Origin of the sequence: Frankia sp. CeD, from assembly GCF_000732115.1 — a bacterium.
GTDB lineage: Bacteria > Actinomycetota > Actinomycetes > Frankiales > Frankiaceae > Frankia > Frankia casuarinae.
This window is the reverse complement of record NZ_JPGU01000052.1, coordinates 5,277-20,546: the sequence shown is the minus strand read 5'-3', so window position 1 is coordinate 20,546 and position 15,270 is coordinate 5,277. Positions and strand designations below refer to the sequence as shown.

The window sequence follows — 15,270 nt, the reverse complement described above, 5'->3', positions numbered from 1 at the left end:
ACACGGGCCTCGGCTTTCTCCGCACACTCCTCGGCCCGCTCGGCACGCCCACGCCAGTACGCCACCTCGGTGACATCATCGGTGACAGACAGAACAGACACACCACCCAGGACACATCACCAGCGTCCTCGGTATCAGGAACTACACCCGACGTATCACGAAGAGCCCACAACCCCCCACCAGCATCCCGCGGACACTCCGCCCGACTCCCGCCACAGCCACGACACCGCCACACGGCGGAACCAGCCCCTCCACGCCATCGCCGAATACTTACCGTGATTGCGTGGACGGCTTCGGTGGTGGCTGGCTTGCAGCGGCGGCTCGGTGGCGGGTGATCTGAATGGCCTGGGTGGCGTGCGGAAAGTCGATACCGGCACGTAGCTTAGTGGCTTTCGCGTTCCAGGTCTCGACAAGGCGGTGGGGGGACCTTCGTCCAGGGCAAGGCAGAGAGTCCGGGCGTGAAGTCGGCTGGAGCGCGATTCCGGCTTGAGTGCCGGTTCGGTTCTCCGGGGCGCTTCCGGAACTCGCGGGGCATCTATCTACGCATGTGGCTCTCCGGCGGTGCTATTACGTGGTCGGAAGTGGGGTCGGCGTGGGCGGACGCNGGNGGTGTNCCCCGGTCGGGGCGGCAACGGCCGGGTGAGTTTGGTCGGGATGGTCTGCTNCCGGCCGGGCTGGCGACCACCGCCGTTCTACCGGGCCCGGGCTTAGCGCGGTGGTGGCGGGCGGAAGGCATCGGCTGGGCCGCTGCCCGGGNCTTGCTGGCCGCCCCGCACGCGCAGCTTCCCGAGAGGGCCAGTTGGTGCTGGTCTGGGATCAGGTGAACATTTACCGGCAGGCGAAGATAACCACGCTCCTGCGGTAGCACGCTGGCTGGGTGAGCATGGTGCTGCTGCGGGCCTACACCCCTAAGCTGAACCCGGCCGAGGGAGCGTGGTCCCAGCTCAAGCGCACCGCCGTGGTGAACCTGACCGCCGCCCGCACCCTCGACGAGGTCTGCTAGGCGGCCACTCACGGGTTGAAACGGCTGCAGTACCAGCCCGCGCTGCTGTTGGGCTTCCTCACCGAAACCGGCCTGGCCTGGCCTGGCCTTGGAGGAACTATGGTCGACATGCCTCCACACATCAACACTCATTAGTACTAGAGATTCGAGTGAGATTTCCTGCTTTTCTCGGCGGGCTTGGGGGGAATTGGCTCTGCCGCGACCTTAGATTCTGGCGCCCTGCCGGGGATCAGGATGAGCGCCACGAGCACCGAGAGCAGCGGAAGTGCCAGCCCGGCGAGGTAGCCGATACGGAAACTGTGAATGAGTGCGACGTTGTCGGCCGTCGCTGGATCGGGGAGCGTTGCCGCCGCGACGGTCGCCAGGACCGCGAAGCCCACAGCACCACCGAGTTGCTGGGATGTGGTTACCAGGCCGGACGCGAGGCCCTGCTCATCGTCGGGCACGCCGCGCGTAGCCGCTATTGTGGCCGGCGCGAAGGCCAACCCCTGGCCAGTTCCGAGAAGCATCAGCCCAGGCAGCACGGTGCTCCAGTAGTTGCCGTCGATTCGCATCATCAAGAGCCCAAGCANCCCCGCCACGTTGAACAGGGCGCCGGCGACGAGCAGGGTGCGAACGCCATAGGCGGCGACGAGGCGTTCGGTCTGGCTTGAGATGAGCAGGATCACGACCGTGACCGGGGCGAAGGCCAACCCGGCCTCAACGGGCGAGTAGCCAAGAACATGCTGCATGTAGATGGTCGAGAAGAAGATGGCAGTCATCACCACCACGCCATTTACGATGGAAAGCAGGTTACCGCCAACCAGGCTCGGGTTGCGGAAGACCCCGAACCGAATCAGCGGATCACCGTGCCGGCGCTCCTGTGCCGCGAAGGCGGCTAGCGAGACCAGCGCTGCGGCGAATGCGCCCGAGGTCGTCGCGTCGGCGCCGTGATCCGCCATATGGCTGATCCCTAGGACTGCGAGCACCGAGCCGATCGTCAGCGTCAACGCTCCGACGATGTCGAGGCTCGCTTCTCGCTGCCCCGTCTCTCTGGTAAGTAGAAGGTACGCGGCGACACAGGCACAGATCCCGACGGGAAGATTGATCAAGAAGACCCACCTCCAGCCCAGAAAATCAGTGATGACGCCGCCTGCCACCTGGCCGACTACCGCACCGCCGGATGCGACCGCGCCCCATAACCCGAGAACTCTGTCACGCTTCTGGCCCTCGGCGAAACTCGTCGTCAGCAGGGACAGAGCCACTGGGGAGACGATAGCCGCCCCGACTCCCTGAACCCCTCTGGCGATGAAGAGTTGCCACGCCTGCCAGGTCAAACCACAGGCCAGTGAACTAATGGTGAACAATGCCGTNCCNAATATNAACANCCGCCGGCGCTCNAACATGNCGCCNAATCTTCCCGCCGCTACGAGAAGACCTCCGAAGGCGAGCGTGTAGGAGGTGGCGACCCACTGAAGGTCGCCAGCGCCGATCCGCAGGCCGCGCTGGATGTCCGGCATCGCCACACTGACTACCGACACGTCCAAGATCAGCATAAACTGCACGGCAAGAAGAACCGTGAGTACCAGTCGCTCACGGATGAGCAGATTCGACCCAGCTTCCGGCATCAGCNCCTCCNCCCGTAGGGCCATCGAGATCAACCCGCCCCGACCTTATGGAAGATCTGCCGGAGCAGATTCAGGCCCGCGCGTAGGGGCGACGCCGCGGCCAGAGCCGATTCGGTGCGATCGATCTCGCTACTGTGAACTGGAATCTCTCTGGATCCGTCTCGTCGTACTGATCGCCTCCGGCATCCGCGGGTGGTCGACTCGGTGTTCGCGCCTACGTCCGATGGCCAACCGACCTGCGCGGCCCGTCTCCTCGACAGCCTGCATGTCGGGATGATCGTGCTCGCTGACCGCAACTTCGGCGGCCAGCCGCTGTTGGAGAAGATCGCCGCGACCGAGACGGACGTACTGGTCCGGGGCACCAACAACCGGCTCCTCCCAGCCGGGGAGGTCTACCGGGACGGCTCTTGGCGCTCTCGGGCCGGCCAACTCGACGTTCAGGTGATCCGCTGCGAGATCACGACCGCCACCGATGCTGGTAGGAGGACTGGCTACTACCAGCTGGTCTCCACCGTGCTCGACCCGGCGATCCCCGCCGCCGACCTGATCCGACTCCATCACGACCGGCGGCTGATCGAGACCGCGTTCCTCGAGGTGAAGTCCACGATCCTCGACGGCCGGTCCTGCGGGCGCGTACCCAGAACGGTGTCACGTAGGAGATCTACGGCCCGGAGTAGACCCCAACCGTGGCATCTTCAGTATCGCGCTGCGCACCGCGCGGACCCAGGTCAGCCAGGCGGCCAACATCATCGATGATCTCGACAACCTGGTCNCCCAACGAGCGATTTCTCCCTAGGGAGCCAGCACCGCCAAGGGACGGACCCGTGGCCGCAGCAGCAACATCATTCCAGCCTAGCTCACGTCGAGGTCGGCCTGCCGGACAGCCTGGATGTCGAGTTCGATCCGTACCTTGTCGCTGAGCATGACGCCGCCGTCGCTCAGTGGCATGTTGAACGCCATACCGAACTCGCTGCGCAGGAGCTCTCCGTGGGCGACGAATCCAACACGGGTGAGACCCATCGGGTCCGTCAGTATGCCGACGGCCTCGACCTCCAGCTCCAGCGGGCGGGTCACCCCGCGGATCGTCAGATCGCCGACCAGGCACGCTCGCTCGGCATTGATCCGAAGGGCCGTGGAGCGGAAGGTCATCTTAGGGTACTGCGCCGCGTCGAAGAACTCCGGCGAGCGCAGGTGGTTGTCACGATTGGGGTCGCGCGTATCGACCGAACTCATATCGACCTCGACCTCGACGACCGACTCCGTGACCTCCGAGGCCACGGTGAGCATTCCCTCGAATGCCGCGAACGAGCCGCGGACCTTGAACAGGCCCAGGTGCCTGACGACGAAGGACACCTCGGAATGGGCGGTGTCAATGTTCCAGATGCCCGCAGTCAGCCCCGCGGGGGCAAGGGAGGCGGTCGTCATCCCATTTCTCCTTCATCAGTTGTCGATGCACGGGATTGCCGGCGCGGGTTCGCCCCGCATGGCGACGTCCGCGAGCGCTCTCCAGGATCGGCCTGGGCGCTGGGTGGGCGCTCCGCCGTCCAGGGCGTCGCGTCTCGGCTGTTGTCACAGAGTCACCGGCACAAGCCAGTCGCGAGCGCAAGTACGCCCCATCGGCGAGCCTCCGTTGCAATTGACTAACGTTGCGCCCAGGTCTGTGACAGGAAAATTACAACAGATGCGGCCACGAGCGCAAGCGCCTCGGCGACATCGCTGCTGATGTGCGTGTTACGGGGACTCGACGCCGTCCGACGGCACCCCATCAACAGCATGACAGGATGCTGTCATGCCGGGCGGCTGCCCTCAGCGGCTGGCGTTCAGCGCCCGGCTGTACGCGCGCAGGGCCTCGTCAGCGGCACCGATCTGCTGGAACAGGCGGCCCAGCTCGCTCCAGACCGCCGCGGTCCTGCGTGAGTCGTCGAACTTGTCCAGGTCTTGCGCGGCATGGGCGTACGACTTCAGGGCTTCCGCTAGCGCTCCCGCGGAGAAGTGGCTCTCACCGAGGGCGATTCTGGCATGGATTAGCTCTAGGTCACCGACCTCAGGCCCGGCCCGCCCGAGCGCAAGCTGGGCCCACCGCGCCGCCTCGTCTGGGTCGTTCTCGGCGAGGGCAACCTGGGACAGCTGCGTCTCGCAGCAGACCAGCGTGTTCAGGTCGCCGATGCTCTCGAGCTCGTGGCGCGCGTCCGAGAGCAGCGCCCGCGAGGCCACCGGATCCGGCGCCTCCTGCCGCAGCAGCAGCCAGGCAAGGGACATCCGGATGGCCGCCGGAGCGTTCATGCCGCTGCCCTCGCGCCCGAGGTGTGCTGCACGCTCGGCGAGGTACAGCGCCTCCAGCGTGCAGCCCTCCGCCGCAGCCAGGTCACTAGCCCGTGCATAGGCCGCCGACTGCACCGTCCGTGACTGTACCGGCCCGACAGCGTCAAGCACGGCTTGGGCATACGCCGCGGCGTTCGCGAGATCGCCGCTGTCCGCGGCCGCGCCGACGGCGACGATACCCAGCTCGACGTGTTCCCGCAGACCAGTCAGGCCCAGGTGGTCGACGTGGGCGAGTGCGGTGTGCACGGTCCTGCAGCAGTCATCCACCCGGCCCCGGGCCCGTTGCACTCTGGCGGTGGTGATCTGGACGACCAGCGGCACCGCGATCCGCTGCGTCTCGAACTCCTCGTTCAACCGAGCCAGCGCCTCGGCCGCGTCGTCACCCCGACCCGCGGACACCCCCGCCTCGGCCAGCCCTAGCCGGGCCCGCATCATGCGCATCGGGTCAGTGACGCCGAAGGCCAGCACCTGCTCGAAGCGCCGCGTCGCCGACTCCGGGTCGAACTCCTGGAGCGCCACCTCACCCAAGGCGACCAGGCGTGATTCGTCGTCGACACCAAGCAGGTCGACCCCGTCGGCCAGGAACTCCGGTTGGCAGCCCAGCCTCGCGGCCAGCGCCTCAATGGTGGACCATGACGGCTCGCGGCGCCCAGCTTCCAGCAGCGACACGGCGCTGGCCGACAGGGCGCTGCCGGCCAGGTCCGTCTGGGACAGCCCACGTCGTAGACGCAGTGCCTTCAGGCGATGCCCGAGGGCAGGTTGCCTCCCCATCGCTTGCTGCCTCTCCGTCATCGCGCACACGGCGCCCGGAACCCGGCCCAGCGGCCGCTCTCATTGAGAGTAGGACCGCCGGCACAACTCGCGGGACGCGGCCTGCGCTTCGTGCGCGACGTCCAGGTCGTCCAGCCGACCGGTGATCTCGAAGCGGCGCCGCAGGCATTGGCAGAACAGATCGAGAATCCGGGCCAGAGACTCCGTCGACCGTTCGCAGCGCGCGGCGGCTAATCCTGCTCTGGCCTGCTGCAGGACGGAGATCGCCATGTTCAGGTCTGCGAGGTCACCGTGACGATCGAACCTGGTCCGCAGCGCACGACCAAGTTGATGCGAGTTAGCCGCGTAGTCCTCACCCGTCTCCGGACCGACAGCGCCAGCGACGCGTAGCAGTGCGATGGCCTGATCCAGCCGGATGCTATCTGCGGTGCGGGTCGCGTACTCAAGTAGTACTGTACCAAGTTCGTAGGCGGGTAGCCACACTCCGGCGCGGGCCTCGCAGGCGGTCACATCAGGTACGACGACCGGCGGAGAATGAACCAGGACATCATAGCAGTTGGATAGCCATGGGAGAGCGGGTGGACGGTCCTGCGGCATCGGTATCGCTTCAGTCAATGGCGTGTTGGAACAGTTTCTGAATCGGAGTGGTCGCACGTTTCCCCCAGTCGTTGGACCCCTGCTCCGCTCACAGAAAGTCACCGCGCCAGAAGCGCGGCGATAGCCGCGGTGTCATCGTCATCAATGGATCCTGCGAGCGCTGCTGACCTGGCCAGCTCACCGGCGGGAGGCTGCAGGTTTGGGTTGGAAACTAGATCCCCTAGCGGGCGGCTGATCGACCAGAAGCAATCGGTCCACCTGAAGATCCTCATCCTCCCGTTCGAGCGCACGAATCTCGTCAGGCCGGCCCGCGGATACCGACAGTAGCGCCGACACAAAGATCTACTTCCCTGGTGTCTGTGTGCCGTACGCTGCGTTCCGGTGGCATTGTGACACAGTACTCTCAGCCCGCCGACCTGGCAGCAATATTGTTCCAGGGCGGGGCGAAGAGCAGTCCGTTGGGCCGCCTGGCCGCGCGCGGCCAGGATTCTGATCTTCATCGGTCTGACGCGTGATCGGAGAAGGCTGATTGGTAACGGTCGTCACATGGCTGGTGACCGCGTCACCCAGCGCTCGCACACTCGGAAATGGGATGGTGGAGTACCGTCGCGAATTGATCAACGCGCACAGCGCGCCTCGCCAGCAGTCGCGAACACGACAGGGCCGGTACCCCGGTACCCCGCGACCTGTAACGACAGGTCCATTCGGGTGCAGCTTGAGTAGGCCCCGTGTTGCCACTGATTTATCGCTCTTCGTGTCTCGGGGTACGGGTTGTACGCTGAGCGGCTTGCTGGGGCTCCCGGCTGGCCTCTTCAGGTCGAGCTCGCCGAGCGGGAAGTGGACGGGCCGCTGACGGTGCACATGACGGCGGCGGTCGGGGACGGTGGTCTGCTGTCTGGGCTGCGGCGAGGTGCCGGGGCAGGTGCGGGAGACGGCCGGGCACGCGGTGCGCCACCTGGTGGCTGCGGCGGCGCAGGTGCCTGGCATAAGAGGCGGCAGGGGTGTGAGAACGCGGGGCGTTCCCGGGTCGGCTTCGTCGAGAACACGCCGCTGGCGGTGTGGGGCGGGCGGCTGTTGATCGCGGCGCTGGTCACGGCGGGCCAGCTGGTCGGNGACTGGNATGTGCCGGTCAGCCGGGNCGCGGACGCTGGGTGGCGGGCTGGCACACTGGGCCTCGTCAAGATCTCTGTGCGCCACATTGACCGGGAACTCGTACACCCGCTCGGCNGGCGTGTCATGGCATGGCGACAGTGCGAGCCGGAGGTGAGTCAAGGTCGATCTACCCGTTATTAGGTAGGTCAGATATAGACCCCAAATAGGTGCAAACACGTCAGTTCAGGTAGCTGTTCAGCTCGGGTGGTAGGCGGTGCGCTTGGCGCTTATCGGCAGGGCAGGCGGAGTGCCCCGTGCGCGATGCGCACGGGGNTCGTTTGGCGGTATGGCAGGCTGGCCGCGTTAGCCGGGTTCAGCGGCGGGCGGTAGCCAGGGGCCGGTCGTGAAGAGTCGTTCGAGAACGTCGAGGGNGTCGAGGCCCCACTTGGTCGCGGTCGACAGGTAGGACTGCACGACCGCGAAGTCGACGAGGCCGGCCAGGGTCCGCCAGCAACCACCGGAGGTGCGTTGCTGGACCTTGACCGGCCTGACGTCCCTTTCTGCTTGGTTGTTCGAGAAGGGCACGGTCAGATCGACGACGAAGCGGAGGATCATGTCCTCCTCGCGNCGCATCCGGCGGATCAGTGTGTGGGCGTCGTGGGCGAGTGAGGAGCGGTCGCCGTGGTTGTCGGTCTCGCCGCGGGCGAGCGCGCCGCGGTAGTGGTTGCGGATGAGGACGACGGCCTCGGGCGCGAGCGCGTTCGCCCCGGCGTCGCGGGCGGCGCACGCGGCGTGGTGGGCGTCGAGCAGGGTGGACGCCATCGCGTCGGCCCAGACCTGCCCGGCCGGATCCCCGTCGTGGATGGACCGCAGGTCACGCAGGGTGTGCGCGTTATGCTGACGTCAGCATAACGCCCATTATCCAGACGTCGCGGTTATGCGGACGTCAGTGGACGTCGCATGGTCTCTGTGTGGTCTCCGTGGGTGAAGTCGACATATAAATTCACCAGCAACTGACGATCTTCTTGCCGGTCGGTGAGGAGGTCGGGTCATGCAGAACCTGCTGGGTGTCCGGGTCGTGGGCCCGTTGGAGTCTTATGCGGCCGGGTTCGTCGAGGAGTTGCGGCGGCTCGGCTTCACGCCGTTCGCGACGCGTGACCAGCTGCGGCTGGCCGCGCATCTGAGCCGCTGGATGGCGGACCGTGGTACGGAGGTCACCGGGCTGTCGTCGACCGTGACGGAGGAGTTTCTCCAGGTCCGGCGGGCCGCGGGCTATGCGCAGTGGCTCACGCCGAAGGCCCTCGAACCGTTGCTCGGCTACCTACGTTCTCTGGGCGCCGCGCCCCCGCCGCGGGCGGCGACGGCCGGCTCCGCGGTGGACAGCCTGCTCGCGCGCTTTCGTGACTACCTGCTCGGCGAGCGAGGGTTGGGGGCGGAGAGCGCCGAGGACTACGTCGCTCTCGTGCGGCCGTTCGTGGCCGTCCGCGCCGGCCCAGACGGTGCCCTGAATTTGGCTGGTCTGACCCGCGGCGACGTCGCCGGGTTCGTGCTCGACACCGCGCGGGTCCGGCCGGCGAAGTCGGTCCAGCGTGCCGCGAGCGCGCTGCGCGGCCTGCTGCGGTTCCTGCACTACGACGGCCTGGTGCCCGACCTGCTCGTCGATGCGGTGCCGAAGGTCGCCGACCGGCGGGAANAGTTGCCGCGGNTCCTCGAGCCGGACGAGGCGGCACGGCTGCTCGCGTCCTGCGACCAGGCCACGACAGCCGGGCGCCGGGACCTGGCGATGATGACGTTGATGACCCGGCTCGGGCTGCGCGCCGGCGAGGTCGCCACGCTGAGCCTGGGCGATCTCGACTGGCGTCGGGGCGAGGTCATCGTGCGCGGCAAGGGCGGCCGGGTCGACCGGCTGCCGCTGCCGGTCGATGTCGGGGAGGCGGTCGCCGGCTACCTGCGCGACGGCCGTCCCACGACGGCGCTCGACCGGCGGGNGTTNATCCGGGNGAAGGCACCGCACCGGGGCCTGACGAGCACCGGGGNGACCCAGGCGGTCATCGCCGCTGGGCGGCGGGCCGGTCTTGGGCCGGTGACCGCCCACCGGCTGCGGCACACCGCGGCGACCGGGATGCTGCGCGCCGGATCACCGCTGGCGGAGGTCGGCCAGGTGCTGAGACACCGGCGACCTGGGACTACGGCGATCTACGCGAAGGTCGACCGTGAGGCGCTGCGGGCGCTGGCCCGGCCCTGGCCGGGGAGCCTGTCGTGACCGGGCTGCGTGCCGCACTGGGCGACTACCTGACGCTGCGCCGGGCCTTCGGGTTCGGGCTCGCCCGGGAGGAGAAGCTGCTCGCTCAGTTCCTCGACTTCCTCGAGCAGCGCGGCACCGGGGCTTTCACCATCGACGACGTGCTCGACTGGGTCACGGCCCCGGCGAAGGCGGGCCCGAGCTGGCTGCGGATGCGGATGGGGGCCGTGCGGGGGTTCGCCGGCTACCTGCACACCCTCGACCCGGCGGTGCCGGTCCCGCCACCTGGCCTGTTCGCCAAGGGCTCCAGCCGCGCGGTGCCCTACCTCTACTCCGATGCCGACATCGCCGCGCTGATGGCCGCCGCGGACACGTTGCGTTACTCGATGACGGCGGCGACCTACCGGACCCTCATCGGCCTTCTCACGGTCNCCGGCATCCGCATCGGCGNGGCCGCCCGCCTCGACGACAGTGACTTCGACCCGGATGCCGGGCTGCTGACCGTGCGCGCCAGCAAGAACGGACGCTCCCGCCAGCTCCCACTGCACCCGACCACGGTCGCGGCGCTGCGGGCCTACCAGCACACCCGTGACGCGATCCACCCCCAGCCCATCAGCCCCGCGCTGTTGGTCTCCAACCCGGGCAGCCGGCTGCTCACGGTGAGCATCGACTTCCAGTTCCGCCTGCTGGCTGCCCGTGTGGGGCTGACCGCCCGCCCGGGTGGGGCCCGACCCCGGCCGCACGACACGAGGCACAGTTTTGCGGTCGCGACCCTGCTCGGCTGGTATCGCGACGGCGGCGACGTCGCTGCCCGGTTGCCGCTGCTGTCGGCCTACCTCGGACACGCCGATCCGAAAAACACCTACTGGTATCTGGACGCAGCGCCGGAGTTGCTCGCGGAGGCCGCGCGCCGGCTCGAGACCCGTCCGCCAGGCGGAAGCCCGCCCTCGGACAGAGGAGGCGCGGGATGACGCCGATCGCCGGCACGATGCAGGCATTCTTCACCGACCGGCTCGTCCGCCAGCTCAAGGCCAGCGAGCACACGATCGCCGCCTACCGCGACACCCTACGGATGCTGCTGGTCTTCGCGACTGCCCGCACCGGCAAATCCGCGAGCCGCCTCGACTTCGCCGACCTGGACGCGCCGCTGGTCGCGGCATTCCTCGACCACCTCGAGACCGACCGGCGCAACAGCGCCCGGACTCGCAACGCGAGGCTCGCCGCGATCCACTCCCTGTTTGCCTTCGCGGCCCTGCGCCACCCCGAACACGCGGCCGGCATCACCCGGGTACTGGCGATTCCAGCCAAACGCTCCGAGAAGACGATCGTCACCTACCTCACCGACGCCGAGCTCGACGCGCTGCTCGCCAGCCCGGACCAAACCACCTGGACAGGCCGGCGCGACCACTCCCTGATCGTCACGATGGCGCAGACGGGTCTACGCGCGTCCGAGGCCACCGGTCTGACCCTCGCGGACCTGAACCTGGGCACCGCAGCGCACCTGCGGTGCCACGGCAAAGGACGCAAGGACCGGGTCACCCCGCTGACCAGCCACACAATCACCGTCCTGCACGCTTGGACCCGTGAGCGCGGCGGCGCCCCGGCCGACGTCCTGTTCCCGAACCGCACCGGGCANCAGCTCAGCCGCGATGCCCTCGCCCGCCGCATCGCCCACCACGCCGCCGCGGACTGCCCCTCGCTGGCCGGCAAGATCGTGACCCCTCACGTGCTGCGTCACACCGCTGCGATGCGCCTGCTGCACGCCGGCGTCGATGTCACCGTCATCGCGCTGTGGCTGGGACCATGAGAGCGTGACCACGACACGTATTTACCTGGAAGCCGACCTCGAACTCAAACAGCGGGCAGTGGACAGGACCACGCCGCCGTCGACCAACCCCGGCCGCTACCAGCCCCCCGACCAGCTCCTCGCTTTCCTCGAAAGCCTCTAAATATCCCAACCCGGCACCAGGTCGCACGCCCGGCAACCAGCGTCAACCGTCCTAAGGTCCGCATAACCGCGACGTCCGGATAATGCGCGCCGCACCAAGCGTGCAGCGCCCGGGTGAGGTGGGTGTAGCCGTTGTAGCCGTCCCGCATCAGCACGCCGGTGAACGCCGGCCAGATCCCGCCGGCGTCGATCGCCTCGGCGGTCCGGTCACCGGTGTGCATCGCGGTCAGGTAGTCGGTAGCGGCGACGTGGACGTAGCGCAGCGCACCGTCGGCGCGGGCGGTCGTCTCGTCGGCGTGCGCGACCGGCGCGGCGGCGATCAACGTCCGCACGTGCGGGAGGAAGGTGTTCTCCAACAGCCGCGCGGCGCGGGCGCGCACGCCGCCGGCCCAGCCGGCGGAGACCGTCGCGCCGACCATCACCGTCAGGACCGCCGCGGCGCGGCGGATCGGGAGGCGGCGCGCGCACACGAGCCACACCGCTCGCGCGAGCATCCGCGGGCCCCAGACAAGCCGGCCCGCCAGCGGGACGGGTGTCAGCCCCTCGGCCGTCGCCGCGCAGCACGGGCAGACCCGCGTCACGATCCGGTACTCGATGACATACGGGCGTGGCGGGGGCGGCGGGNCGAAGATCTNGTGGCGCCGCGNCGTGAGCCTCNGCGCTCCNGCCAGTGGGAACCCGCAGTCCGCGCATAACGACGGGTCGATCGTGTGGGTCTCGTCCGGGTCGTCGACCATCTGACGGGTCGCGCCCGCCGCGCCGGGCCACCCCCCTCGGCCGGCCCGTCGACGTCCGCGACGACCGGGGCTTGGCCTTCTTCTTCGTATACGGGCTGTCCGACGACGACGGCCACGACGAGTTCGTACTGTCCCTGCCGAGTTGGCGGTCCAGTTCGCGGACCCTGTCGGTGAACTGCTCCACCTGCCCGACCAGCCGCTCGACCGGCCGCGCCTGCTCCGCGATCGTGGCCGCCTGGGCGGCGATGGTGGCGTCCCGGTCCGCAAGCAGACGCACGAGTTCCTCGTACGTCGGACGGCCGCCTGACTCCACGTCCCGGACGCTATCCGATCATCACCCACCGGCCCGCGAACGCCACACGATCACCGAACAAGATCTACAAGGCCGCAACCCAACCGACGTGAACAGCTACTGATCTTTAATCGGTGAAGTTACCGGTGATCAGTGATGGTCGCTGGCGGGCCGGGTAGCTCTCCGGTATGAGGTACGCGACGGGTGGCGGGTTGACGCCCGCCGAGCAGGTGAGACGTGAGCNGGTGCGGATGGCTGCGGCTGACCGGTTCGCCCAGGGGGCGAGCCGGGTGGAGGTGGCGCGGGAGTTGCGGGTGACCCGGAAGACCGCGAGCTGCTGGTACCGGGCTTGGGAGGCCGGGGGTGCGGCGGCGTTGCGGTCGGCCGGGCCGTTGTCGCGGTGCCGGTTGGATGATCGGGATCTGGCCCGGCTGGAGGCGATCCTGCGCCGCGGGCCGGGGCGCTACGGCTGGGACGACCAGCGGTGGACCCTGGCCCGGGTCCGGGAGGTGATCGAGAAGGAGTTCGGGGTGGGCTACACCCTGGCCGGGGTGTGGATGTTGCTGGATCGGCGGGGNTGGTCGTGTCAGCTGCCCGCCCTGCGGGCGGTCGAGCGCGATGAGGTGGCGGTGCAGGAGTGGAAGGACCGGGAGTGGCCGGCGGTAAAACCACGGCGGCGGCCCGGGACGCCTGGATCTGTTTCCTCGACGAGACAGGGCAGGGCCTGAGGCCGCCACGGGCGAGGACGTGGGGGCGGCGTGGGGTCACACCGGTGGTGCGGGTGCTCGGCCGGGGCGGGAACGGCCGGGNGAGTGTGGTCGGGATGGTCTGCTACCGGCCGGGGTGGCGTCCGCGGCTGGTCTACCGGGCCCGGGTGTGGCACGGCCGCTCGGGTGAGCGCAAGGGGATCGGCTGGGAGGACTGCCGGGACCTGGTGGCCGCCGCGCATGCGCAGCTGCCCGGAGGGCGGCTGGTACTGGTCTGGGACCGGGTGAACGTGCACCGGCAGGCGGAGATGGTCGCCTTCCTGGAGGCGCATGCGGGCTGGGTGAGTGCGGTGCTGCTGCCGGCGTATGCACCTGAGATCAATCCGGTGGAGGGGGTGTGGGCCTGGTTGAAAGGCACCACCCTGGCGAACCTGGCTGTGCGCACCGTCGACGAGGTGTACCAGAGGGTCAGGCACGGGCTGAAACAGATGCAGTACCGGCCCGGTCTGCTCGTCGGGTTCCTCGCCGAAACCGGCCTGGCATGGGAAGGGTCGTGATCGATGTAACCTCGCGCATTAAAAGTCAGTACCAGTTCAGGCAGATGACATGAGGGCGGCGCACCGGCTCTCCGAGGCTTTCTCTCCGGACCTGATTGACGCGTTGTTGAAGGACGTGAAGAAGATCGGTACGCCAATCGACGGGGTCGATGGCCTGCTGAAGAAGATGACGAAGGCCGTCTTCGATCGGGTCCTGCTGGCAGAGATGGGACCATCTTGGCTACGAGGCTGGGGACCCGGCACATGGCAGGCACGGGGAACTCCCGGAACGGGTAGTCGACGAAGGCGGCCGGAGGCCGCTCTCAGGCACTCGTGACTGTTGCTGCGAGCACGTGACTCAGCTTCTTGTTGGCCTGGCGGGTCGTCCCGGACGTCCCGCCTGATGCATCGTGGGAGATGTCCAGTGGGGACGTTCGCCGAGCGGTGAGCCGGTCTCGATATTGGCAAGGCCGATGTGAACGCCTGTGTCCGGATCCCTGGCCTGGGGAAATGCCGCTGGCAGGAGGTTCACCCGTTCACCACGACCACTCCGACGTTGCTGGAAATACGGGACTGGCTGGCCGCGCACGAGGTGACCTTGGTAGGGATGGAAGCCGGTGTTCTACCTGCTCGGGGACGCCTTCGACTGCCAGCTCCTCAACGCCCGGCACTGCGCAACGTACCCGGCTGGACGACCGACTTCGCCAACTCCGCCCTGCTGATCGAACAGCCTGGTCCGCCCCAGCTTCGTCCCACCTCCACCCATCCAACGATGACGCGATCTGACCCGCTACCGCACCGTCGTCACCCAAGAACACATCCGCGAAGTCCAACGCCTGCACCGAGTGCTGGAGGACGCCGGGATCACGCCATCGGTGTTCGTCTCCGATATCCTCGGTGTCTCCAGCCGGGCGATGCTCGACGTGCTGATTGCCGGCGAACGCGACCCGCACGTGCTTGCGAGCTGGCCCGCAAGGGATGCGCGGCAAGATCGGCTCTGTGTGATGCGCTCAGTGGCCAGTTCGACCACCACCACGCCTCCCTCTGCACCACCATGCTAGTGCCGCATCCGGCAAGGTTCGCCATTGTGAGGACGCGTCGAGTCGCTTGCCTCGGCGGTCTGGGTGTCGGGTCGATGATCCGTGCTGTGGCGAACGGGTGCGGGTCCGGAAGATCGATCCGGATGGGGCAGAGGCTGTTGCGGATCGTGCGCCGCTCGAGCGGGCCGGTGGTGACGTGGCGGCGGGCGCAGATGATCCTGCTCTCCGCCCAAGGCATGCCCCCGGCGAAGATCGCCGAGGGCGCAGATCAACATCGCCGAGACCGGCGGCGACATGACCCGGTTCCCGACCGCCGGGCACGTGGCGTCGTGGGCGAGACTGTGTCCGGGGAACAACGAGCCGGCCGGCAAACACT

Annotated in this window: 11 protein-coding genes and 4 pseudogenes; 9 read left to right on the top strand and 6 right to left on the bottom strand. The window is 68.1% G+C overall.

The genetic code is table 11. The features are described 5' to 3' along the window. Nucleotides 1–877 precede the first annotated feature (877 nt). Nucleotides 878–1,003, top strand: coding sequence for a hypothetical protein (locus tag CED_RS25815; protein ID WP_255353888.1), 126 nt, complete (start codon nucleotides 878–880; stop codon nucleotides 1,001–1,003). Nucleotides 1,004–1,140: 137 nt separating this feature from the next. Here the strand turns inward: CED_RS25815 and CED_RS18880 are convergent, their stop codons facing one another. After that, nucleotides 1,141–2,610 (bottom strand): MFS transporter, encoded by a 1,470-nt coding sequence (locus CED_RS18880; protein ID WP_160172411.1) that lies wholly within the window; start codon nucleotides 2,608–2,610, stop codon nucleotides 1,141–1,143. Nucleotides 2,611–2,802: 192 nt separating this feature from the next. On the opposite strand from CED_RS18880, the gene CED_RS18875 reads away from it, so the two are divergent. Beyond that, nucleotides 2,803–3,366, top strand: a complete 564-nt coding sequence (locus CED_RS18875; protein ID WP_051623908.1) for a transposase — start codon at nucleotides 2,803–2,805, stop codon at nucleotides 3,364–3,366. A gap of 96 nt (nucleotides 3,367–3,462) precedes the next feature. Here the strand turns inward: CED_RS18875 and CED_RS18870 are convergent, their stop codons facing one another. The 4 genes and pseudogenes from CED_RS18870 to CED_RS21710 all read right to left on the bottom strand — a co-directional run. Beyond that, the gene (locus tag CED_RS18870) at nucleotides 3,463–4,035 is read right to left on the bottom strand and encodes a YceI family protein (RefSeq protein WP_035912870.1); all 573 of its coding nucleotides are present in this window, start codon (nucleotides 4,033–4,035) and stop codon (nucleotides 3,463–3,465) included. A gap of 381 nt (nucleotides 4,036–4,416) precedes the next feature. Then, nucleotides 4,417–5,703 (bottom strand): helix-turn-helix transcriptional regulator, encoded by a 1,287-nt coding sequence (locus tag CED_RS18865; RefSeq protein ID WP_035912867.1) that lies wholly within the window; start codon nucleotides 5,701–5,703, stop codon nucleotides 4,417–4,419. A gap of 60 nt (nucleotides 5,704–5,763) precedes the next feature. Further along, entirely contained in the window at nucleotides 5,764–6,213 is a 450-nt protein-coding gene (locus tag CED_RS18860; protein ID WP_035912865.1) for a hypothetical protein, read from the bottom strand. 1,542 nt (nucleotides 6,214–7,755) lie between these two features. Then, a pseudogene (locus tag CED_RS21710) lies at nucleotides 7,756–8,283 on the bottom strand (transposase); the annotation flags it as partial. A gap of 160 nt (nucleotides 8,284–8,443) precedes the next feature. Between CED_RS21710 and CED_RS18850 the strand changes: the two are divergent. The 3 genes and pseudogenes from CED_RS18850 (at nucleotide 8,444) to CED_RS18840 (ending at nucleotide 11,583) form a co-directional block, all read left to right on the top strand. Next, nucleotides 8,444–9,655 (top strand): tyrosine-type recombinase/integrase, encoded by a 1,212-nt coding sequence (locus CED_RS18850; protein WP_035912862.1) that lies wholly within the window; start codon nucleotides 8,444–8,446, stop codon nucleotides 9,653–9,655. Continuing rightward, a complete protein-coding gene (locus CED_RS18845; RefSeq protein WP_035912860.1) occupies nucleotides 9,652–10,605 on the top strand; it encodes a tyrosine-type recombinase/integrase in 954 nt (317 codons plus the stop codon). The genes CED_RS18850 and CED_RS18845 overlap by 4 nt, the downstream gene beginning before the upstream one ends. Then, a pseudogene (locus tag CED_RS18840) lies at nucleotides 10,602–11,583 on the top strand (tyrosine-type recombinase/integrase). Before CED_RS18845 ends, CED_RS18840 begins: the two are co-directional and overlap by 4 nt. Before the next feature lie 82 nt (nucleotides 11,584–11,665). Here the strand turns inward: CED_RS18840 and CED_RS18835 are convergent. Further along, a pseudogene (locus tag CED_RS18835) lies at nucleotides 11,666–12,596 on the bottom strand (transposase); the annotation flags it as partial. 203 nt (nucleotides 12,597–12,799) lie between these two features. Here CED_RS18835 and CED_RS18830 point away from each other — a divergent pair. The 4 genes and pseudogenes from CED_RS18830 to CED_RS25535 form a co-directional block, all read left to right on the top strand. Then, nucleotides 12,800–13,339 carry a winged helix-turn-helix domain-containing protein gene (locus CED_RS18830; protein ID WP_035912857.1) on the top strand — a complete coding sequence of 180 codons (540 nt, stop codon included), beginning with the start codon at nucleotides 12,800–12,802 and terminating at the stop codon, nucleotides 13,337–13,339. Next, a complete protein-coding gene (locus CED_RS18825) occupies nucleotides 13,264–13,875 on the top strand; it encodes a transposase (protein WP_084680862.1) in 612 nt (203 codons plus the stop codon). Before CED_RS18830 ends, CED_RS18825 begins: the two co-directional genes overlap by 76 nt. A 1,137-nt stretch (nucleotides 13,876–15,012) precedes the next feature. Beyond that, a pseudogene (locus CED_RS26360) lies at nucleotides 15,013–15,154 on the top strand (IS630 family transposase); the annotation flags it as partial. A gap of 34 nt (nucleotides 15,155–15,188) precedes the next feature. Beyond that, nucleotides 15,189–15,270: transposase (locus tag CED_RS25535; RefSeq protein ID WP_369807858.1), on the top strand; the 82-nt coding region annotated here is incomplete at its 3' end.

Bases quoted from the DNA above. Each gene is read 5' to 3' on its own strand.
- CED_RS18870 (WP_035912870.1), bottom strand. From the start codon at position 4,035: ATGACGACCGCCTCCCTTGCCCCCGCGGGGCTGACTGCGGGCATCTGG.
- CED_RS18865 (WP_035912867.1), bottom strand. From the start codon at position 5,703: ATGGGGAGGCAACCTGCCCTCGGGCATCGCCTGAAGGCACTGCGTCTA.